Origin of the sequence: Cedecea sp. NFIX57 (assembly GCF_900177785.1) — a bacterium.
Classification (GTDB): Bacteria; Pseudomonadota; Gammaproteobacteria; order Enterobacterales; family Enterobacteriaceae; genus Cedecea; species Cedecea neteri_C.
Genome location: NZ_FXAS01000030.1, coordinates 1 through 21,647, shown reverse-complemented (window position 1 = coordinate 21,647; position 21,647 = coordinate 1). Strand labels below are relative to the sequence as shown.

The following is a 21,647-nucleotide window of genomic DNA, read 5'->3' as shown; positions in this document are numbered from 1 at the left end:
TATGATGTTAAAAATCGCTACAGGCTTCTGGCTTGCCTTTGTTTCTTCAGCCGCTTTTGCTTCCGGCTTCCCGGTGACCATCACTAGCTGCGGTAAACCCATTGTCTTTACCGAAGCACCAAAGCGGGCGGTAATCAACGACCTGAACATGTCGGAGATGGCTTTCGCCCTGGATTTGCAACCGCAGATTGTGGGCCTGACCGGGATCTCCGGCTGGTACAAAATGACGCCTGAATTTAAGCGGCAAATGGGGACGATCCCCGAGCTTGCGCCCAAGTATCCCTCGCTTGAAACGCTGCTGGCCGCCGAACCCGATTTCTTTTTTGCAGGCTGGAATTACGGCATGAAAGTAGGGGGCGACGTCACACCCCAGAGCCTTGCCAAATACGGCATCAAAACCTTTGTGCTCAGCGAAAGCTGCGCGATTTCCGGCGAAAGCAAAACCAAAGCGACCCTGGATCTGCTCTATAACGATGAGCTTACGCTTGGCAAAATTTTTGGTAAGGCGGAGGCTGCTCAGAAGCTGGTTGATGGCTGGAAAGCGCGGCTGGCGGCACTCCCCAAAGCGCAGCCGGGCGCAAGGCCACTGAAAGTCTTTGTGTATGACTCCGGGGAAGACAAGCCGTTCACCAGCGGAAAATACGCCATGCCGCAGGCCATTATCGAGGCCGCAGGCGGCAAAAACGCCATGGAAGGGCTGGACACCAGCTGGGGCACAACCTCCTGGGAAAATGTGGCGGCGGCAGAGCCGGATGTCATCATCCTGCTGGATTACCAGACTGGCGGCGGCGCAGATTCGTTGCGGCAGTTTCTTGAACGCCACCCGCTGATGAAGCTCACCCCGGCGGTGAAACAACACCGCTATCTTAAGCTGCAGTACGCCGAGTTGACGCCTGGCCCGGCAAATATCGCCGCGGTTGAGAAGCTCGCTCACGCTCTGTTCACGGCACAGTGATGTTTTTAGCTTCTCGTTATTGCCGGGCCGCATGTCTGGCTGGGTTTCTCGTCATGCTGTTTACGGCGCTTAGCTTAACGGAAGGATCGGTCCGGCTCAGTCTGAATCAGGTGATAAACGCGCTTCAACCCACTGGCACGGACATTTCGCCGATGATCCGTGGGATTGTGCTGGACATCCGGCTGCCAAGAACACTGCTCGCCCTGATGACCGGTGCGGGGCTGGCGGTGGTGGGTGCGCTGCTGCAAACGGCCACGCGCAATGAGCTGGCGGATCCTTTTTTGTTCGGGCTTTCTTCGGGCGCATCTGCTGGCGCCGTGCTGGTTTTTACCCGCTTTGGAGACTTCTTCGGCGTCTGGACGCTACCGGCGGCGGCTTTTGGCGGCGGGCTGCTTTCTTCCGTCGCGGTGCTGTCGTTATTCCAGCTCAAACGCGAGCGGGGTGCTGAAACGCTGATTATTTGCGGGCTGGCTATCTCTTTTTTGTTCGGGGCGCTAACCAGCTACCTGATATTCGCCGGTGACCAGCGCACGGCCAGCTCGGTTTTATTCTGGTCGCTCGGCGGCCTGGGGCTGGCGCGGTGGGATAACCTGGGATTTGCGTTGGGCGGTTTACTGCTGCTGGCCATATTTTGCCTGCTGAGATGGCGATCGCTGGATGGATTACTTGCGGGGGATCGCACCGCATTTTCGCTGGGCATTAACGTCAACCGCCTGCGCACCGAAATTTTTCTGTGCTGCGCTTTTTCGACCGCCATTTTTGTATCGCTGACCGGCGTGATTGGCTTTGTCGGGCTGATGGTGCCGCATCTTTGCCGCCATTTTTCCGCCATTAAGCACGCCAGGCTGCTGCCTTTGTGTGCCCTGGCCGGGGCCTGTTTGTTGTGCGGCGGTGATCTGGCCAGCCGGGTGCTGGTTGCGCCGCAGGAATTGCCCATCGGCATAATTACCGCCGGAATTGGCGGGCTGTTTATTGTTGTGATGGTTGCCCGACGCTAGCGCAACCTTTTTACGCCGGAGAGAACGACTGATGAAACCTTTGCTATTGACTAACGCGCTGATGATGAATGAGGGGCGGCGTTTTCAAGGTGATTTGCTGATTGTGGGTGGACGCATTGAAAAAATAGCCGCTGCGATCCCGGCTCGCGCCACGTGGAATGTGCGCGATCTTGCCGGGAAGTGGCTGCTGCCGGGCATGATCGACGATCAGGTGCATTTTCGCGAACCCGGGTTGATGCATAAGGGCACGATAGCCAGTGAGTCACGCGCGGCGGTGATGGGCGGGATCACCAGCTATATGGAAATGCCCAACGTTTCACCGCCGACCACCACCAGGCAGGCGCTGGAAGGCAAATTTCAACGGGCCGCTGAATGTTCACTGGCCAATTACAGTTTCTATTTCGGTGCCACCAACGACAATCTGGAAGAACTTAAGGCGCTGCCAGCCGGTGCGGCCTGTGGCGTAAAAGTGTTTATGGGTGCCTCCACCGGCAACATGCTGGTGGATGATGAACGCATTCTGGAGGCGATTTTCCAGCATGCGCCGGGGCTGGTGGCCACGCATTGCGAAGATACGCCGACGATCAAACGTAATGAGGCGCTGTGGCGGGAGCGATATGGGGAGCAGATCCCGGCCGCAGAACACGCGGCTATTCGCTCGGTTGAGGCCTGCCTGCTTTCATCTTCCCGGGCGGTTGCATTGGCGAAAAAGTACGGCACGCGGCTGCATGTGCTGCATATCACCACGGCTGATGAGCTGGCGTTGTTTGAACCTGCACCCACGCTCGAGGCCTTACGCAGAAAAACAATTACGGCGGAAGCCTGTATCCATCATCTCTATTTTAATCAGGATGATTATGCCGCGCTTGGGCACAAGCTGAAGTGCAACCCTTCGGTGAAGGGCCAGGAACACCAGCAGGCACTATGGCAGGCGGTTCAGGCGGGCGTGATTGATATTATTGCGACCGACCATGCGCCGCACTTGCTAGCGGAAAAGCAGAATGATTATTTCTCGGCTCCGTCGGGATTGCCGCTGGTGCAGCACGCGCTGCCTGCGTTGCTTGATATGTGTGCCAGAGGGATTTTCACGCCTGAACTGATCGTCAGAAAAACCAGCCACGCGGTAGCCGAGCGTTTTCAGATTAAAGATCGCGGCTATATTCGGGAAGGTTACTGGGCCGATCTGGCGGTGATTAACCCCTGGAAACGCGCCAGTATTGAGGGCAGCAACATTGCCTACAAATGCGGCTGGTCACCCTTCGAAGGGCACACCTTGCAGGGCGGTGTGGTTGAAAGCACGCTGGTGAATGGCCACCTCGTCTGGGACGGAGAGTCTGTTGCCGGGGGAATTCACGGCCAGGCGCTTACATTTAACCGCTAGCGCTCACGAGGTTTGAACAAATCTTCGATGTAGTGCATCAGCTCAGACATGTGTTGCAGGATATTGGCGCTGTCCACAATCAGCGCTCCCCAGAGCACAATCAGCGCGGCAACCATGCCGGCGGCTGAATAGTAAAACAGTTTCATCACAGCATCATATTGGCAGGAATTTGCCTCATTATAGCGAGACGTGACGGCCTGTCAGTAAATGATGGGCAGATGCCGCCGACATCTACCCGTGAAAATTAGCGGGCGTAGCGAGGTGCCGGCTGCCCAACTGCCGTTGCATCAAACATCGCCTGCGCCGTAGTGGCATAGGTTTCCCACAGGCTGAGATCGTGCAATGGTGGGATGGTGACCGCTTCTCCGCTGTCCAGCCCGGCCAGAGCGGAATCCACCAAATCATCCACTTTCATGACTGCACCTTCCGGCAGGGAGTCCACCGACACGCCAGCCCGATCCCAAATTTCCGTTGCCGTAGCCGCGGGCAGCACAGCCTGAATACGAATGCCGGTGCCGACAGCTTCGGCCTGCAGAACTTTCGTCAGGTTCAAAACATAACCTTTTGTGCCGCTGTATACGGCGCTACCTACCCAGCTCTGCACCGCCAGAATCGAGGAGATATTGATCAGCGTCCCGCTGTTTTTTTGCTGGAAATTGAGCAGGGCGGCATGGCTCAGGCGAGTTAACGCCGTGATGTTCAGCGTGATAAGTGCCTGGTGCTGTTCCACGCTGGCGGCGGTAAACGCTGCGCTGTGGGCGGTGCCCGCGTTGTTAACCAGCACGCTGATGCGTGGATCTTTCAGGGCCTCCTCAACGGCGGCAATGTCCTGGTCGTTAACCAGATCGGCTTTTAGCGTAGTCACGGTTATGCCGTGGCGGGCTTCAAGCTTCGCGGCCAGATCGCGCAGGCGATCTTCGCGCCGGGCAACCAGCAGCAGATCAAAACCTCGGGCCGCAAAACGATCGGCATAAACCGCACCAATACCGGAAGACGCGCCGGTAATTACCGCAATAGAACGAGAGCTAGCCATAAAACACCTCACAAGAAGTAGAGTAACGTTAATATGGTTTCATAATGAAACCTTGAGATGAATATAGATTTGTTGGTTTTATTATGCAACCAAATTAGAGGCTATTTTTTCGTTATGCGCAGAAATTGCTAAAGGGACTATGAGTAAGCACCTGAATAACAGATGCTTATTGGTCAGGAGGAAGGGCGTGCCAGGGTGATGATTTCTTCCGGTTTTAGCTCACGACCATCTTCGGCCTGCAGGGTTAGCTTGCGGATAGGGCGATGTTGCTGGCTGTCGACGAGGACGCTGCGAGTCTCATCTTTGGCGTAGAGGTTTTCGCAGCCCCATTGTGAAAGTGCCGCTAAAACGGTCTGTAGCGCACGGCCTTTTTCCGTCAACACGTATTCGTTCCAGGCGCTGCCGTCCGAAGCCGGGCGAAGCTCAAAAATACCGTTATCGACGAGCTGTTTCAGGCGAACGGTCAGCATATTTTTGGCGATGCCGAGATTTTTTTGGAATTCACCGAAGCGAGACATGCCGTTCAGCGCGTCGCGGATAATCAATAATGACCACCAGTCGCCGATCACGTCCAGCGTGCGGGCAACCGAGCAGACGCTGTCTTCAAGGCTTTTGCGTTTCATCATTCCTCCTGATGGGCTTGTCAGGTTCTATTATAAAACTTTTTGTTGGCAGACTGAGCGGTAATTTCAGTGATACCAGGCGGCCAGCGTGCGGCGCAGGCTATCTATCAGGCGCTGCTTCCATTCCACGGTGGAGGTCCGGTACTGCAAAAACAGGCTGCCAATAGCCTGATCGCCGCACAGCGGCAGCGTAAACAGCTGGGCTTTGTCATTCAGGGTATCAAACCATGGGGCCGGCACGATAGCCATCAGCGGGGCATTGCGCAGGGCGGGAGCAAGCTGGCCGTAGTCGCTACAGGTAAAGGCCAGGCGGCGTTCGAGCCCGGCACGAGCCTGCTGGCGATCTAGCTCGTTAATGCCCTGTGGCCAGGGGTGGCAGTAGAAATGATCAAACTGCGCCAGTTCGTCAAAGGCCAGAGCTTCACGCCCGCTCAGTCTGGTGGACAGCGGCTGGCCGAAAACAGCAATCAGGCGCGTGCTGCCTACGCGTTCATAATGCAGGGCGCTGACGCGTTTTTGATGATCGCCAATCGCAATCAGCAAATCTATTCGGCCCTCAAGCAGCTCTTCCCGCCACGCACGCCGTTCAAACGTCAGGCATTCAATAATCGCCCCGGCCTGATGCCCTTTGCGGGCGAGTTCCGGCGTGAGTAACACATTCAGCGCCGGGGGCAGAACCAGACGAAAGCGGCGCTCCTCGGCGTGCTCTTCGCCAAATAATTCTTCATTCAGAGACACGAAGAGAGGGATAAGGCGTTCTTTAATACCGAGTGCGAAAGGTGTGGGAACCTGGGCATTGCCTTCCCGGCGAAAAAGCGGATCGCCCAGGGCGTCACGCAGGCGGGCGAGCGCATGGCTGACGGCGGACGGGCTAAGCGCCAGCTTCTGCGCCGTTCGGCTGGTCGAGCCGGTGATTAACATCACGTACAGCACCTTCAGCAGGTTCATGTCTAATTGCAGGATATTCACGCCATCATTTCTCAATTGCATCGGACTAAATTGCCCGGCAGTATACTGCGCCTCCTGACAAAAAGGAGCCACCTGTGAACCGTTATAGCCTGTTGTTTACCTGTATGATTTCAGTCTTCTCTGCCGGCAATTCTGCGGCATTAAATCCAGCTCAACCGCTGTCTGCCGCGCCGCCTTATTCGCTGTTTGAAGGCTGGGCCAAACCGGTCAAACCGTTCCGCATGGCAGCAAATGTCTGGTATGTAGGCACCGAAAATCTCTCGTCCATTCTGATTACCACGCCTGAGGGACATATTCTCGTCGACGGTGCGCTGGACGCCAGTGCCAGGGGCATCAAAGAGAATATTGCTTCTCTGGGATTCGACATTCGCGACGTGCGGTTCATCCTCAACAGCCATGCCCGGCTCGATCAGGCCGGGGGCATAGCCAAACTGAAAAAGTGGAGCGGGGCAAAGCTGGTTGCCAGCAGGGAGAATGCTGACCAAATGGCGCGGGGAGGCAAAGAGGATTTTGCGCTGGGAGATGCGCTGCCCTTTCCACCGGCCACCACGGATAAAATCGTTCATGACCACGAGACGCTAAAGCTGGGCGGCGTAACGGCGACAGCGCTGCTGACGCCAGGCCACCTACCGGGTAGTACGTCATGGCTGTTTGCGCTGCCTGGCGGGCATTCGCTTATCTATGCCGACAGTCTCGCCACGCCGGACTATTATCTGGTGGCGAACAAAAATTATCCGACGCTGGTGAACGACATTCGCCGCAGCTTTGCCACGCTCGCTGCACAAAAAGTGGACATCTTTGTGGCAAATAAAGGGGAGCGCTTTGACCTGGCAGAGAAACTGGCCAGACTGGCCGCCGGAGATAGCAATGCCTTTATCGACAAAGACGGGTTACAACGCTATGTGGATCTCTCGCGGCAGCGCTTTGAAGCGCAGCTGAAACAACAAACGGAATAATAGGGCTTTTGCGATCCGTCAGGCAGGCCGGCTGTCATTTTTCTGTCACAATATATTCTTCACATTCTATTAATCACCCCCTGAGGAATAAGTAATGAAGAAGAAAATTGTTGCCTCATTGCTGGCCGCCGCCTGTCTTGCCCCAGGCCTGGCGACAGCGGACACCGTGCCGGACGGCTATCAGCTTCAGCAGGTTTTGCTGATGAGCCGTCATAACCTGCGCGCGCCGCTGGCCAACAACGGCAGCGTGCTTGAACAGTCTACCGCGCAGGCATGGCCGGAGTGGGATGTGCCGGGCGGGCAGCTCACCACTAAAGGCGGCGTGCTGGAAGTGTATATGGGGCATTACATGCGTGAATGGCTGGCGAGCCAGAATCTGGTAACCAGCGGTGAATGCCCTGCGCCGGAAAGCGTTTATGCCTACGCCAATAGCCTCCAGCGCACCGTCGCTACCGCGCAATTCTTTATCACCGGGGCTTTCCCTGGCTGCGATGTGCCGGTGCACCATCAGGAGAAAATGGGCACCATGGACCCGGTGTTCAACCCGGTGATCACCAACGACTCGCCAGAATTTAAAGCCAACGCCGTTCAGGCGATGGAAAAACAGCGCACCGAATACAAGCTGGCGGACAGCTATAAACTGCTGGAGAACATTGTCGGCTATAAAAACTCGCCAACCTGCAAAGAGAAACAGCAGTGTGAACTGAACGAGCCAAAAGACGTCTTTAGCGCTAATGCGACTCAGGAGCCGGGTGTTAATGGTTCCCTGAAGGTGGGCAATGCCCTGGTCGATGCCTTCACGCTGCAATATTACGAAGGTTTCCCGATGGATCAGGTGGCATGGGGAAAAATCAAAACGGCGGAACAGTGGCGTGTGCTTTCCCAGCTTAAAAACAGCTACCAGGATACGCTGTTTACCTCCCCGGAAGTGGCCCGTAACGTCGCGGCTCCGCTGGTGAAATACATTCAGAACGCGTTAACGTCAAAAGAGGCCGCTTCCGGGCCGAAAGTGACGCTGATGGTGGGGCATGACTCGAACATTGCGTCGCTGCTGACCGCGCTGCAGTTCAAGCCTTATCAGCTGCCGGGGCAGTATGAGCGCACCCCGATTGGCGGCAATATTCTGTTCCAGCGCTGGCATGATAAAACCAACAATCGCGACCTGCTGAAAGTGGAATACGTTTACCAGAGCGCCGAGCAGCTGCGAAATGGCGATGTATTAACCCTGAAGCATCCGCCAAAACGCGTCACGCTGCAGCTGGAAGGCTGCCCGACGGACGCCAACGGCTACTGCTCGTGGGATAAGTTTAGCGAAGTGCTTAATGAAGCCGTGAAGTAAGAAGAGGCTGCCCCCGAAAGGGGGCAGCGGAGAGATTAAACGTTTTTGCGCTCGATGGTCTGTTCGCCCCAGAAGAGCGAATCCTTATCGGTTTTAGCAAAGGCGAGCGCCAGCACTTCATCGCTCCCTTCTTCCCAAATTTTTTCGGCCAGCTTTTCGTCGTATTTCGCCAGCTCAAAAATGGCTTCTGCAATTTCGGGTGAGGTCTGGCGTAAATTTGCCCATTCGCCAACGTGATGGGCTTTTGATTGCGATGTGGTCATCACTCCTCCGTTAACCTTTCAGTTTTACTGCCAGGCCTGCGACGTGCTCTCCCTGGTAACGGGCAATTGCCAGTTCTTCCTGACTTGGCTGACGTGAGCCGTCGCCGCCGGCAATGGTTGTGGCGCCATAAGGCGTGCCGCCGCGGACTTGAGAAACATCAAACAGCTCCTGCGCCGCATAGCCGATAGGCACAATTACCATCCCGTGGTGGGCGAGCGTGGTCCAGGTGGAGGTGATGGTCTGCTCCTGGCCGCCGCCGGTGCCGGTGGAGCTGAATACGCTGCCCAGTTTGCCGTAAAGCGCGCCGGAAGCCCAAAGACCGCCCGTTTGATCGAGGAAGGTTCGCATCTGCCCGGCCATATTGCCGAAGCGGGTAGGGGTACCGAAGATGATAGCGTCGTAGTCGGCCAGCTCCTGCGGCGTGGCGACCGGCGCGGTATGGGTTTTGCCCCCGGCTTTAGCAAAGACTTCCGGGGCCATGGTTTCGGGCACGCGCTTTATCGTCACTTCCGCCCCATCGACTTTCTGTGCACCTTCCGCCACGGCTTTAGCCATAGTTTCGATGTGTCCATACATTGAATAATAAAGCACCAGTACTTTAGCCATCTTGCTTCACTCCTCAGTTGAACTGCAGTTTGACTGCGCTCCTTTAAAGATATGACCTGTGGCGCAGAGTGCAAACCTGAGTGACCTTTCCTTGATACATCACAAGCGCAGATGAAATTTTGACCCTGTAGCATTAGCTAACATTTTATTGGCTGTTTTTTGACCATGGATAAGAGGGGCTTATGGCGTTACGTTTGAAGGGTAAAAAGATAAGATCACCGGCATGTTTCTGGATATGTCTGAACAGAAGTCCGACCGCGCCGGTGCACTAAGCTTAGACCCACGCGGTAACGTTGGCGGCAAGCCCGCCTGGCCGTGTAGCAAAAGCGTTCTCTTTTATTGAATGCAATATGATGTCCTAAATCCGGAGGTTAGAAATGGCAAACCATCGTGGTGGTTCAGGTAATTTCGCTGAAGACCGTGAAAGAGCATCAGAAGCAGGCCGGAAAGGTGGCCAGCACAGCGGCGGTAATTTTAAAAACGATCCGCAGCGCGCCTCAGAAGCTGGTCAAAAAGGGGGTAAAAATAGCCACGGCAGCAAAAATAAATAGCCGTGACTTTGTGAAGCGCACGGCGGATTGACGCTTGCGCTGAAATACCCCGACCGCCGGTTAGCCGGCGGTTTTCTATTTTCCCATTGCAACAAAATGTGACTGGAAGCACTATAGACCCTCGACTTTCACCCTGATGTTTCCGGTCTCCCTCATGTCTGCGCCATTAAGCCGTTATAAATTCTCCATTAAGCCGCAGGAAGCTCTGCTTATCCTTATCACCATGTTCTGGGGCGGTACGTTCCTGGCCGTACAGTACGCCATGACGATGAGCGACCCGTTTTTCTTTGTTGGTCTGCGCTTCGCCACCGCCGCCATTGCCGTCGGGCTGCTGTCGCTAAAATCGCTGCGCGGATTAACCTGGCTTGAAATCAAAGCGGGGGTGATGATCGGCGTGGCGATTGCCATCGGCTACAGCATGCAGACCTGGGGGCTCCAGACGATCCCTAGCAGCAAATCCGCCTTTATTACCGCGATGTACGTGCCCGTTGTGCCTCTCCTGCAGTGGATTTGCCTTGGCCGTATGCCGGGACTGATGTCCTGGATTGGCGTCGCGCTGGCGTTTGTTGGCCTGATTTTTCTTGCCGGGCCGGAAGGTACCAGCCTCTCACTGGGGGCAGGGGAAATCATTACGCTTATAGGTGCCGTGGCCATTGCCGCCGAGATAATCCTGATCAGCGCCTGGGCGGGGAAAGTGGATATCAAGCGTGTGACCGTGGTGCAGTTGGCAACGGCTTCGCTGGTGTCGTTCGCGGCGATGGTCCCAGCCGGGGAAAGCGTGCCGCATTTCAGCCCTGGCCTGGTGGTGATTGCCCTGGGGCTGGGGATTTTCAGCGCCATTATTCAGGTAACAATGAACTGGGCGCAGCGCAGTGTGTCCCCGACCCGCGCCACGGTAATTTATACCGGTGAGCCGGTTTGGGCGGGGATCTTTGGCCGCATGGCTGGCGAGCGCCTTCCGGTGCTTGCTCTGGTGGGCGGGGCGTTGATCGTGCTCGGCGTGTTGGTGAGCGAGTTAAAGCTCAAGCGTAAGAAAGCGGCAAACGCGGAGCGCGGCTGGCAGGAAGATACCGAAGGCGAGGGCGTCTGAGCTATACTTCAGGCCAGCGAAAAAAAGGAGAGCTCGCATGGCCGCTGCCAATGATATCAAAACCCCTGGACGCCGCTCGAAAGCCGTCGCCGCCAAAAAACAGGCCATTCTTGACGCTGCGCTGGCGTTTTTTTCGCAATACGGCATCCACGGCACCAGCCTTGAGCAGGTAGCCGAGCGGGCCGAAGTGTCAAAAACTAACCTGCTTTATTACTACCCTTCCAAAGAAGCGCTCTACATCGCGGTGCTGAAGCAGATCCTGGACATCTGGCTGGCACCGCTGCGGGCCTTTCGGGAAGATCTGCAGCCGCTGGTGGCAATTGGGGAATACATTCGCCTCAAGCTCGAAGTTTCAAGGGATTACCCGCAGGCCTCTAAGCTGTTTTGTCTGGAGATGCTGCAGGGCGCGCCCCTGCTGAAAGGCGAGCTGACGGGCGACCTTAAAGCGCTGGTGGACGAGAAATCGGCGATCATTGCGGGCTGGGTCGCCAGCGGCAAACTGGCGGCGATCGATCCGCACCACCTGATTTTCATGCTTTGGGCCACCACTCAACACTATGCGGATTTTGCCAGCCAGGTTGAGGCCGTCACCGGCAACACGCTGCAGGATGAAGATTTCTTCCGCCGCACGGTGGAAAACGTGCAGCGGATGATTATTGAGGGGATTCGGGTGCGGTAATGACGCTTACTTAGGGGGCAGGACGCAGCTCACGTCGCCCTCTTCGCACTCCAGCGTGCCCTTCAGCAGCTCGGTACGTTCCAGCGTTTTATCCGCCAGGCAGTTGGCGCGTACCATAGGGTAGACCGAACCTTGTTCCGCGCCAGAACTCATAAAATCACAGTCTGCATCGCGGAAGGCAATCCACGCGTTCTGCGCCTTTTTGAGCATTTCTTTTTGCTTGTCGGTTGCCCGGGACATCACTTCTTTGTAGGTTTTATTCAGCCGCTCGTCCTGCTTTTTATACTCTGCGGCATAACACTGGTTCATATCGGCCTGGGTGGCGGCGGAATCACAGCCGTCGGCCAGGGCGACTCCGCTCAGCAGCAGCCCGCCAACAAGTAAACACACGCGTTTCATTTCGCTGTCCTCAAATAAAAAAGGGCTCTCAGATGAGAGCCCTCGTAGGGTAGCGGAGTGTTAACCGATTGTCATCAGGCTGGCGTTGCCGCCGGCAGCAGCGGTGTTCACGCTCAGTGAACGCTCTACGTAGAGACGCTCAAGCAGGATGTTACTTTCCCCGCGCGCGAAGCCCTGAACGGAAACAATTGCTCCGGTGCGAGCCGCGACGGCTTCGCAAAGTTTGCGCAGTTGGTCGGAGTCGCCGTGGTAAATCACCGCCTCAAACGGCTGCTTCAGCAGATCTTCCTGCTTGGAAAAATCAACCTGCTGCTGCACGGCTTTAGGCAACTGCTTCACCAGGTCGCGATGCAGGCTGTCATCCGCCCACAGCACGCGGCTGCCCACGCTGGTGACTGCCGCCAGCTGCACTAATGCATCGCGCTCATCGTCGGCGACGCAAAGAATGCGTTCACGCGGCAGCAGGGCGTAGGTGTTGCGCTCCCCGGTTGGGCCCGGCAGCACACGCAGCGTTCCGCTTTGCGCCAGCTCGCCAAACTGCTGGCAAACGGCTTTCAGCTCCTCGCGGTTGGTCGCCCACTCGCTTAGTGCCTGATGGGCAACCTGCAGATCGCTCTTCAGGGAGGCATCCACTGGGGTTTCCGCATCGTGGCGGTTGAAGGTAGTTTGCAGCGCATTTTCCGGGCGGCTGGCCAGCAGGCGGTACAGGTACAGCGGACCACCGGCTTTAGGGCCTGTGCCGGACAGGCCTTCCCCGCCGAATGGCTGAACGCCAACCACGGCGCCGACCATGTTGCGGTTAACATACATGTTGCCGACGTGGGCGGAGCCGGTGACCTGGGCAATCGTCTCGTCGATACGGGTATGCACGCCGAGCGTCAGGCCATAGCCTGCGGCATTGATCTGCTTAATCAGCGACTCAAGATTATTGCGGCTGTAGCGCACCACGTGCAACACCGGGCCGAACACTTCTTTCTTCATCTCGTCGAAGCTTTCCAGCTCGATGAGGGTTGGCGCTACAAACGTGCCGGACTGCCATTCGCGCGCGTCCACGCTGTTTTCACGCACGGCCTGGAATACAGTGCGGCCTTTGGCGCGCATCGCCTGGATGTGCTTCTCAATATTCTGCTGCGCTTCAGCGTCAATCACTGGCCCAATGTCGGTGGTCAGGCGGCCTGGGTTACCCATACGGCATTCCGCCATGGCGCCGCGAAGCATTTGCAGCGTGTGGTCTGCCACGTCTTCCTGCAGGCACAGCACGCGCAGGGCGGAGCAGCGTTGCCCGGCACTGTCGAAGGCGGAAGAAACTACGTCTACCACAACCTGTTCAGTCAGCGCGGAGGAGTCAACGATCATCGCGTTAAGGCCGCCGGTTTCCGCAATCAGCGGCGTTGGGCGACCCTGAGGATCGAGGCGGTCGGCGATATTACGCTGCAGCAGAGACGCGACTTCAGTTGAGCCGGTGAACATCACACCACGTACGCGCGAGTCGCCTGTGAGCTGTGCCCCGACGGTTTCACCGCGGCCAGGCAACAGCTGCAGTACGCCTGCAGGCACGCCAGCTTCAAGCAGGATCGCCACGCCCTGAGCGGCAATCAGCGGGGTTTGTTCCGCAGGCTTGGCCAGGACGCTGTTCCCGGCGGCAAGCGCGGCGGCAATCTGGCCGGTAAAGATAGCCAGCGGGAAGTTCCACGGGCTGATACAGACCACCGGGCCAAGTGGACGATGCGTTTCATTGTCGAAGTCGTCACGGACCTGGCCTGCGTAATAGTGCAGGAAGTCCACGGCCTCACGCACTTCGGCGATGGCGTTGCTGAAGGTTTTCCCTGCTTCACGCACGAGGATGCCGATCAGTTGCTGCATGCGGCTTTCCATCATCACGGCGGCGCGTTCGAGAATAGCGGCGCGTTCCTGCGGCGGGGTGGCAAACCAGATTGGCGCGTGATTGACGGCATTCTCAAGCGCGAGGGAAACCTCTTCGCTCGTGGCTTCGCGGGTGTAGCCCACAATGTCGGTTGGCTCAGCCGGGTTTTTCACCGGCGTTAATTCGCCTTCAATAACCGGCTGTTCCAGCACAGGCGTGGCCTGCCATTTCTGCGCGGCGCTGTTCAGCAGGGCGGAAGAAAGCGACGCCAGGCGGTGTTCGTTAGCCAAATCAAGGCCGCTGGAGTTGGTACGTTCCGCGCCGTAAAGCGCTTTTGGCAGGGCGATTTTAGGGTGCGGTAATCCTGGCTGGCCTTCTTTGGCGGCCATGGCTTCCACCGCGCTTACCGGGTCGGCAACCAGCTCGTCCAGCGGCAGGGTGGCGTCAGCAATACGGTTGACGAAAGAGGTGTTGGCGCCGTTTTCCAGCAGGCGACGCACCAGGTAAGCCAGCAGCGTTTCGTGCGTACCCACCGGGGCGTAAATACGGCAAGGGCGGTTCAGTTTGCCGTCGGCAATTTTCCCTACCACCTGCTCATACAGCGGTTCGCCCATGCCGTGCAGGCACTGGAATTCGTACTGGCCTGGGTAATAGTTCTGCCCGGCCAGGTTATAAATCGCGGCCAGCGTGTGGGCGTTATGGGTCGCAAATTGCGGATAAATCAGGTTCGGCACGGCCAGCAGTTTCTTGGCGCAGGCGAGGTAAGAGATGTCGGTGTACACCTTGCGGGTATAGACCGGGTAGCCCTCCAGGCCGTCGACCTGGGCGCGTTTGATTTCGCTGTCCCAGTAGGCGCCTTTGACCAGGCGAATCATCAGACGGCGACGGCTGCGGGTGGCCAGATCCACCAGGTAATCAATCACAAACGGGCAGCGTTTTTGGTAGGCCTGGATAACAAAGCCAATGCCGTTCCAGCCCGCCAGTTCAGGTTCAAAGCAGAGTTTTTCCAGCAGATCGAGGGAGATCTCCAGGCGATCGGCTTCTTCGGCGTCAATGTTAATGCCAACGTCGTACTGGCGCGCCAGCAGCGTGAGGGACTTCAGGCGTGGGTACAACTCTTCCATCACGCGGTCGTACTGCGCGCGGCTGTAGCGCGGGTGCAGGGCGGAAAGCTTGATGGAAATACCCGGGCCTTCATAAATACCGCGGCCGTTGGACGCTTTACCGATGGCGTGAATCGCCTGCTGGTAGGAAACCATATAGGCCTGCGCGTCGGCGGCAGTCAGCGCAGCTTCACCCAGCATGTCGTAGGAATAGCGGAAGCCTTTTTCTTCCAGCTTGCGGGCGTTAGCCAGCGCTTCGGCGATGGTTTCGCCGGTCACGAACTGCTCGCCCATCAGGCGCATCGCCATGTCCACGCCTTTACGCACCAGCGGTTCACCGCTTTTGCTGATGATCCGGTTCAGGGAGCGGGAAAGGCTGGCTTCGTTATGGGTGGACACCAGGCGGCCGGTAAACAGCAGACCCCAGGTCGCCGCGTTCACGAACAGCGACGGGCTGCGGCCAATGTGCGAGTGCCAGTTACCGTTGCTGATTTTGTCGCGGATCAGCGCATCGCGGGTGGCTTTATCCGGGATACGCAGCAGCGCTTCCGCGAGGCACATCAGCGCCACGCCTTCCTGAGAAGACAGGGAGAACTCCTGCAGCAGGCTCTGAACCATGCCCGCGCGGCCGGAAGCCGTTTTCTGGTTGCGCAGCTTGTCGGCCAGCTGGTAAGCCAGCTTTTGCGTCTGTTCGGCGATGGCCGGGGCCAGGCGAGCCTGCTCAAGGATCATCGGGACTGCGTCGGTTTCAGGGCGACGCCACGCGGCGGTAATTGCGGCCCGGCTGACGGACTGCGGCAGAATTTGCTCGGCAAAGTCGAGGAACGGCTGCGCCACTTCTTCAGGCTGCACCGGAGATTCTTCACTCTCATTGGCCGCCCCGGCCAGCAGGGCTGGCAGCTCAGGCAGTTCATCGCTGCTTTCCAGTCGCTCCAGGTAATTAAAAATCGCCTGCTTAATCAGCCAATGTGGGGTGCGGTCAATGCGCGAGGCGGCCTCTTTAATGCGCTCGCGCGTCGCTTCATCCAGTTTTACGCCCATCGTGGTGGTGCCCATACGACAGTCTCCAGGTTAATGATGATTCGGGGTTGTGCTTTGTTAGCCAGCAATATCCATGAAGTTGCAACTTTGTGCAACCTTGTTAAATCAAGGCCGATAAAGGGCTCGCAAAAAAGGTGATTTGTTACCAGTAAGATAAGAAATTCGTCTGACAGGGCGGGAAGCGGAACGCTAGATTTATTGATGAAGTTAACACTTTTAAACGGTGCAACCGCTAAAAGTGTGAGTAAGTGCAACCTGGTGAAAAATGCTTACCTAAGGCAGATGCAAACGATGTAAATGCCGTGTTAAATCGTTTGTGAAAAATAAAGGGTTCCGGCAGGATGCATTCCCCATTACATCACGATAACAACACAGCGCCTCGTTCCGGCGCGAAGCAGCCTGGTCAGAGAGAGCAGGCGTAATAGCTATGGAGAAGTCTGAATGACAATTAGCACACCGATGCTGGTGACCTTCCTCGTTTATATCTTTGGCATGATTCTCATCGGCTTTATCGCCTGGCGTTCAACCCGCAGCTTTGACGACTATATTCTTGGCGGCCGCAGTCTCGGGAGCGTGGTGACCGCGCTGTCGGCGGGCGCCTCGGATATGAGCGGCTGGCTGTTAATGGGGTTGCCAGGCGCAATCTTCATCTCCGGCATTTCAGAAAGCTGGATCGCCATCGGCCTGACCCTTGGGGCATGGATCAACTGGAAATTAGTGGCGGGGCGCCTGCGCGTTCACACTGAAGTGAACAACAATGCGCTGACGCTGCCGGATTACTTTACCGGGCGCTTTGAAGACTCCAGCCGCCTGCTGCGTATTATCTCGGCGCTGGTGATCCTGCTGTTCTTCACCATATATTGTGCATCCGGCATTGTGGCCGGGGCGCGCCTGTTTGAAAGCACCTTTGGCATGAGCTACGAAACGGCGCTGTGGGCCGGGGCGGCGGCGACAATCCTCTACACCTTCGTGGGGGGATTCCTGGCGGTGAGCTGGACGGATACCGTGCAGGCCAGCCTGATGATCTTTGCTCTGATTTTGACGCCGGTAATGGTGATCATTGCTGTCGGCGGCCTCGATGATTCCCTGATGGTGATCAAGCAGAAGAGCATCGAAAACGTCGATATGCTGAAAGGGCTGAACTTTGTCGCTATCGTTTCGCTGATGGGCTGGGGCTTGGGCTACTTCGGCCAGCCGCATATTCTGGCGCGCTTTATGGCGGCGGATTCACACCACACCATCGTAAACGCACGCCGCATCAGTATGACCTGGATGATCCTCTGCCTGGCGGGCGCCTGTGCGGTGGGCTTCTTCGGGATTGCCTACTTTAACAACAACCCTGAGCAGGCCGGGGCGGTGACGCAAAACGGCGAGCGGGTGTTTATCGAACTGGCGCAAATTCTGTTCAACCCGTGGATTGCCGGGATACTGCTCTCCGCGATTCTGGCGGCGGTGATGTCCACGCTGAGCTGCCAGCTGCTGGTGTGCTCCAGCGCGATTACCGAAGATCTGTACAAAGCTTTCCTGCGTAAAGGGGCGAGCCAGAAAGAGCTGGTGTGGGTAGGGCGCATGATGGTGCTGGTGGTGGCGCTGGTTGCGATTGCCCTGGCCGCTAACCCGGAAAACCGCGTGCTTGGCCTGGTCAGCTATGCCTGGGCCGGTTTTGGCGCAGCGTTTGGCCCGGTGGTGTTGTTCTCGGTGATGTGGTCACGCATGACCCGCAACGGGGCGCTGGTGGGGATGATTGTCGGGGCGGCAACCGTGCTGGTCTGGAAACAGTTTGGCTGGCTGGGGCTGTACGAAATCATTCCAGGTTTCGCTTTCGCCAGCCTGGCGATAGTGGCGGTGAGCCTGTTGGGCAAAGCACCTTCAGCCTCCATGCAGAAACGCTTCGCCGAAGCCGATGCGGTTTATCACACCGCGCCGCCGAGCAAGCTGCAGCCAGAGTAACAAGTAATATTTTACAGGGGCCGGTTAATCCGGCCCTTTTTAGTTGCTGACAAAGAGGAAAAAAGCGTGGTTTTTCCCTCTTTGTGATTATCAGCCGAAAATCAATGAATTGATTTTCCTGTTTTATTTAACGAGATGTCTGATATTCCTTCTCTCGCCAGAGATTTCTCATCAGTCTGAAGGGCCGGTTAATCCGGCCCTTTTTACATCTGGTCATAAATATGTAATCCCCGTATCTTGTTTTTCTTTTCAGCGCTAATGATAATCACAATCGTTATGGTTTACTTTTCTTTACGTCAATTGACTTGTATTCACATCTGAGGTGTCAGGCATGTTTGTTCCGTTTCTCATCATGTTGCGTGAAGGGCTGGAGGCAGCGCTCATCGTCAGCCTGATTGCCAGCTACCTGAAGCGTACCCAGCGCGGCCAGTGGATAGCCGTGATGTGGATTGGCGTTTTTGCCGCCGCTGCACTTTGCCTGGGCCTCGGTATCTTTATCAATGAAACCACCGGCGAGTTCCCGCAGAAAGAGCAGGAGCTGTTTGAGGGGATCGTGGCGGTGATCGCCGTGTTTATTCTGACCTGGATGGTGTTCTGGATGCGTAAAGTGTCCCGCAACGTCAAGGTGCAGCTGGAGCAGGCGGTGGATAACGCGCTGCACAGCAAAGGCAACCACGGCTGGGCGCTGATCATGATGGTCTTTTTCGCCGTCGCGCGCGAAGGCCTGGAGTCGGTGTTCTTCCTGCTGGCAGCTTTCCAACAAGACGTTGGCATTTGGCCACCGCTAGGGGCGATACTCGGCCTGGCCACCGCCATCGTTTTAGGCTTCCTTATTTACTGGGGCGGGATTCGCCTCAACCTGGGGGCATTCTTTAAATGGACCAGTCTGTTTATTCTGCTGGTCGCCGCAGGCCTTGCCGCCGGCGCCGTGCGCGCATTCCACGAAGCCGGGCTGTGGAACCACTTCCAGGATATCGCGTTTGATATGAGCAACACGCTCTCCACCCACTCGCTTACCGGCACCTTACTTGAGGGGATTTTTGGCTATCAGGAAACCCCAACCGTGAGCGAAGTGGCGATGTACTTCATCTATCTGATTCCGGCGCTGGTGCTGTTCTTTATGCCGCCGCGCGTGAACAACCAGGCGACCAATACGGCTCGTTAATTGATTTCCGGCGGGCCGACCCGCCGTTCAGTGATAACTACTCATTGCTTAATAGGGATAGGTCATGACCAAACATTTTCGTCTGAAGGCACTGCACGTTGCGCTGCTCGCGCTTGTCTCTTCCACGTTTGCCGCGCAGGCAGCGGACATTCCCCAGGTAAAAGTCACCGTCACGGATAAACAGTGTGAGCCGATGAATGTGACCGTGAACGCCGGGAAAACCCAGTTCATTATCCAGAATAACAGCCAGAAAGCGCTGGAGTGGGAGATCCTGAAAGGGGTGATGGTGGTGGAAGAGCGTGAGAACATCGCACCGGGCTTCTCCCAGAAACTGACCGCCAACCTGCAGCCGGGTGAATACGACATGACCTGCGGCCTTCTGACCAACCCGAAAGGCAAGCTGGTAGTGAAAGCGACCGGCAAACAGGAAGCGCCTAAATCCGATCTGCTGGCTCTGACCGGCCCAATCACCGAATACAAAGCTTATGTGACCGCTGAAGTTGCTGAGCTGGTGAAAGGCACCAAAGCCTTTACCGACGCGGTGAAAGCCGGCGATTTAGAGAAAGCCAAAGCCCTGTATGCGCCAACCCGCCAGCATTATGAGCGTATTGAGCCGATCGCCGAGCTGTTCTCTGACCTCGACAGCAGCATCGATGCCCGTGAAGACGATTTCGAGAAAAAAGCGGATGACCCGAAATTCACCGGCTTCCACCGCCTGGAGAAGATCCTGTTTGGCGACAACACCACCAAAGACGCCGCGCAGTTTGCTGACAAGCTGAACGCCGACGTGCTGGATCTGCAGACTCGCGTTTCCGAGCTGGCCTTCCCGCCGAGCAAAGTGGTTGGTGGCGCAGCTGGCCTGATTGAAGAAGTCGCGGCGACCAAAATCAGCGGGGAAGAAGATCGCTACAGCCACACTGACCTGTGGGACTTCCAGGCGAACGTCGACGGCGCACAGAAAATTGTTGACCTGCTGCGTCCTCAGTTGACCAAAGAGAACCCGGCGCTGCTGGCGAAAGTGGATGCCAACTTCAAGAAAGTTGACGCCATTCTGGCGAAGTACCGCACCAAAGACGGGTTTGAAACCTACGATAAGCTGACGGATAACGATCGTAAGGCGCTGAAAGGGCCAATTACCACGCTTGCGGAAGATTTGTCTCAGCTGCGTGGCGTGATGGGCCTGGACTAAGCATCATGAGCAATAAGGATAACACCGGCGCGCACCAACCGGCGCGCCGCCAGCTGCTGAAAACACTGGGCGCCCTTGGGGGCGCTTTTGCCGTGGGCGGCGGCTGCCCGATGGCGGCCCATGCGGCGAATCCGGCCTCTTCGCCGGGCACGCTGCCTCCGGATGGTCGTCTTGAAAGCCAGCCGTTGTATGGCGAACACCAGGCCGGGATTCTGACACCTCAGCAGGCTGCCATGATGCTGGTGGCGTTTGACGTTCTGGCCAGCGACAAAGCTGACCTTGAACGTCTGTTCCGCCTGCTGACTTCTCGCTTTGATTTTCTGACCAGCGGCGGCCCGGCACCGGATACGCCAAATCCACGATTGCCGCCGATGGACTCCGGTATTCTTGGGGCGGAAATCTACCCGGATAACCTGACGATCACGGTTTCCGCCGGCAGCTCGCTGTTTGACGAGCGTTTTGGCCTGCAAAAGCAGATGCCGAAAAAGCTACAGCCAATGACCAGCTTCCCGAATGATTCGCTGGATGCCAGCCTGTGCCACGGCGATTTGCTGCTGCAGATTTGCGCCAACACCAACGACACGGTGATCCATGCGCTGCGCGATATTATTAAGCACACGCCAGATCTCCTCAGCGTGCGCTGGAAGCGGGAAGGGTTCATCTCCAACCATGCGGCGCGCAGCCGGGGGAAAGAGACGCCGATTAACCTGCTGGGCTTCAAAGACGGCACGGCTAACCCGGACAGCCATGATAAGCCGCTAATGGACGACGTGGTGTGGGTGACGAAGCAGCAGCAGGAGCCGGCCTGGGCTACCGGTGGCAGCTATCAGGCCGTGCGCATTATTCAGTTCCACGTCGAGTCCTGGGACCGCACGCCGCTGAAAGAGCAGCAGACTATTTTCGGGCGTGACAAGCACAGCGGGGCGCCGCTGGGCATGAAAAATGAGCATGATGTGCCGGACTACGCCGCCGACCCTGACGGTGATGTGATCGCGCTGGATGCTCACATTCGCCTGGCAAACCCAAGGACGAAAGAGACGCAATCGGGGCTGATTATGCGGCGGGGTTACAGCTATTCGCTGGGCGCCACCAAGTCCGGCCAGCTCGACATGGGGCTGCTGTTCGTCTGCTACCAGCATGACCTTGAGAAAGGCTTCCTTGCGGTGCAGGGCAGGCTGAACGGCGAGGCGTTGGAAGAGTACGTGAAGCCGATTGGCGGCGGGTATTTCTTCGCGCTGCCGGGTGTGCCGGATAAGCAACATTATCTGGGGCAGGGGCTGATAGAGGCGTAATTATTGCCGTACCGGTGATGAGAGCCAGGAACGAATCTTCCCCTCACCCCGGCCCTCTCCCCACAGGGGCGAGGGAGAAAACAGTCGACGGGAGCATTATTTATTCCCTTGTATGTTTAAAGTCACTTCAGTTACCCGCCGTCAGGCGGGTACACTGTCAAAGCGTTTGACCTGATGCCACAGCCCGTTTCCCCTCTGGG

At 57.0% G+C, this 21,647-nt stretch carries 20 protein-coding genes; 12 read left to right on the top strand and 8 right to left on the bottom strand.

Going from position 1 to position 21,647, the window contains the following annotated elements:
- Positions 1–4: 4 nt before the first annotated feature.
- Genes B9Y90_RS20620 through B9Y90_RS20610 form a run of 3 tightly spaced genes read left to right on the top strand, consistent with a single transcriptional unit; the run spans position 5 to position 3,334 of the window.
- The gene (locus tag B9Y90_RS20620; RefSeq protein WP_139827430.1) at positions 5–955 is read left to right on the top strand and encodes an ABC transporter substrate-binding protein; all 951 of its coding nucleotides are present in this window, start codon (positions 5–7) and stop codon (positions 953–955) included.
- Positions 955–1,953, top strand: coding sequence for a FecCD family ABC transporter permease (locus B9Y90_RS20615; protein WP_085542381.1), 999 nt, complete (start codon positions 955–957; stop codon positions 1,951–1,953). The genes B9Y90_RS20620 and B9Y90_RS20615 overlap by 1 nt, the downstream gene beginning before the upstream one ends.
- A gap of 31 nt (positions 1,954–1,984) precedes the next feature.
- Positions 1,985–3,334 (top strand): dihydroorotase, encoded by a 1,350-nt coding sequence (locus B9Y90_RS20610; RefSeq protein WP_085542380.1) that lies wholly within the window; start codon positions 1,985–1,987, stop codon positions 3,332–3,334.
- On the opposite strand, the gene B9Y90_RS26940 is transcribed toward B9Y90_RS20610, so the two are convergent.
- The 4 genes from B9Y90_RS26940 to B9Y90_RS20595 form a co-directional block, all read right to left on the bottom strand.
- Complete coding sequence (locus B9Y90_RS26940) at positions 3,331–3,480, bottom strand: hypothetical protein (RefSeq protein WP_156108033.1); 150 nt, start codon at positions 3,478–3,480, stop codon at positions 3,331–3,333. The genes B9Y90_RS20610 and B9Y90_RS26940 overlap by 4 nt on opposite strands.
- Positions 3,481–3,578: 98 nt before the next feature.
- Complete coding sequence (locus B9Y90_RS20605) at positions 3,579–4,367, bottom strand: SDR family NAD(P)-dependent oxidoreductase (RefSeq protein WP_085542379.1); 789 nt, start codon at positions 4,365–4,367, stop codon at positions 3,579–3,581.
- Between the two features lie 173 nt (positions 4,368–4,540).
- Positions 4,541–4,990, bottom strand: a complete 450-nt coding sequence (locus B9Y90_RS20600; RefSeq protein WP_085542378.1) for a winged helix-turn-helix transcriptional regulator — start codon at positions 4,988–4,990, stop codon at positions 4,541–4,543.
- 66 nt (positions 4,991–5,056) lie between these two features.
- On the bottom strand, positions 5,057–5,959 hold the full coding sequence (locus B9Y90_RS20595; RefSeq protein WP_085542397.1) for a LysR family transcriptional regulator: 903 nt from the start codon (positions 5,957–5,959) through the stop codon (positions 5,057–5,059).
- Positions 5,960–6,033: 74 nt separating this feature from the next.
- Between B9Y90_RS20595 and B9Y90_RS20590 the strand changes: the two genes are divergently transcribed.
- Together B9Y90_RS20590 and agp are read left to right on the top strand one after the other, a co-directional pair.
- On the top strand, positions 6,034–6,915 hold the full coding sequence (locus tag B9Y90_RS20590; RefSeq protein ID WP_085542377.1) for an HARLDQ motif MBL-fold protein: 882 nt from the start codon (positions 6,034–6,036) through the stop codon (positions 6,913–6,915).
- Between the two features lie 94 nt (positions 6,916–7,009).
- Entirely contained in the window at positions 7,010–8,254 is a 1,245-nt protein-coding gene (gene agp, locus B9Y90_RS20585) for a bifunctional glucose-1-phosphatase/inositol phosphatase (protein ID WP_085542376.1), read from the top strand.
- A gap of 35 nt (positions 8,255–8,289) precedes the next feature.
- On the opposite strand, the gene B9Y90_RS20580 is transcribed toward agp, so the two are convergent.
- Together B9Y90_RS20580 and wrbA are read right to left on the bottom strand one after the other, a co-directional pair.
- Positions 8,290–8,517, bottom strand: a complete 228-nt coding sequence (locus B9Y90_RS20580; protein WP_085542375.1) for a YccJ family protein — start codon at positions 8,515–8,517, stop codon at positions 8,290–8,292.
- 10 nt (positions 8,518–8,527) lie between these two features.
- Complete coding sequence (gene wrbA, locus B9Y90_RS20575) at positions 8,528–9,124, bottom strand: NAD(P)H:quinone oxidoreductase (RefSeq protein WP_039291705.1); 597 nt, start codon at positions 9,122–9,124, stop codon at positions 8,528–8,530.
- Positions 9,125–9,501: 377 nt separating this feature from the next.
- On the opposite strand from wrbA, the gene B9Y90_RS20570 reads away from it, so the two are divergent.
- The 3 genes from B9Y90_RS20570 (at position 9,502) to rutR (ending at position 11,444) form a co-directional block, all read left to right on the top strand.
- Positions 9,502–9,675 (top strand): con-10 family general stress protein, encoded by a 174-nt coding sequence (locus B9Y90_RS20570; protein WP_008455651.1) that lies wholly within the window; start codon positions 9,502–9,504, stop codon positions 9,673–9,675.
- 154 nt (positions 9,676–9,829) lie between these two features.
- On the top strand, positions 9,830–10,765 hold the full coding sequence (locus tag B9Y90_RS20565; RefSeq protein ID WP_085542396.1) for a DMT family transporter: 936 nt from the start codon (positions 9,830–9,832) through the stop codon (positions 10,763–10,765).
- A 37-nt stretch (positions 10,766–10,802) separates the two neighbouring features.
- The gene (rutR, locus tag B9Y90_RS20560) at positions 10,803–11,444 is read left to right on the top strand and encodes an HTH-type transcriptional regulator RutR (RefSeq protein ID WP_039291708.1); all 642 of its coding nucleotides are present in this window, start codon (positions 10,803–10,805) and stop codon (positions 11,442–11,444) included.
- 6 nt (positions 11,445–11,450) lie between these two features.
- On the opposite strand, the gene B9Y90_RS20555 is transcribed toward rutR, so the two are convergent.
- Entirely contained in the window at positions 11,451–11,843 is a 393-nt protein-coding gene (locus tag B9Y90_RS20555) for a lysozyme inhibitor LprI family protein (RefSeq protein WP_085542374.1), read from the bottom strand.
- Between the two features lie 60 nt (positions 11,844–11,903).
- A complete protein-coding gene (putA, locus tag B9Y90_RS20550; RefSeq protein WP_085542373.1) occupies positions 11,904–15,866 on the bottom strand; it encodes a trifunctional transcriptional regulator/proline dehydrogenase/L-glutamate gamma-semialdehyde dehydrogenase in 3,963 nt (1,320 codons plus the stop codon).
- 426 nt (positions 15,867–16,292) lie between these two features.
- On the opposite strand from putA, the gene putP reads away from it, so the two are divergent.
- From putP to efeB, 4 genes are all read left to right on the top strand, one after another.
- Entirely contained in the window at positions 16,293–17,801 is a 1,509-nt protein-coding gene (gene putP / locus B9Y90_RS20545; protein WP_039291714.1) for a sodium/proline symporter PutP, read from the top strand.
- A gap of 331 nt (positions 17,802–18,132) precedes the next feature.
- Positions 18,133–18,966, top strand: a complete 834-nt coding sequence (gene efeU / locus B9Y90_RS20540; RefSeq protein ID WP_085542372.1) for an iron uptake transporter permease EfeU — start codon at positions 18,133–18,135, stop codon at positions 18,964–18,966.
- A gap of 64 nt (positions 18,967–19,030) precedes the next feature.
- The gene (efeO, locus tag B9Y90_RS20535; RefSeq protein WP_039291717.1) at positions 19,031–20,155 is read left to right on the top strand and encodes an iron uptake system protein EfeO; all 1,125 of its coding nucleotides are present in this window, start codon (positions 19,031–19,033) and stop codon (positions 20,153–20,155) included.
- Positions 20,156–20,160: 5 nt separating this feature from the next.
- On the top strand, positions 20,161–21,447 hold the full coding sequence (gene efeB / locus B9Y90_RS20530; RefSeq protein ID WP_085542371.1) for an iron uptake transporter deferrochelatase/peroxidase subunit: 1,287 nt from the start codon (positions 20,161–20,163) through the stop codon (positions 21,445–21,447).
- The last annotated feature ends 200 nt before the right edge of the window (positions 21,448–21,647 follow it).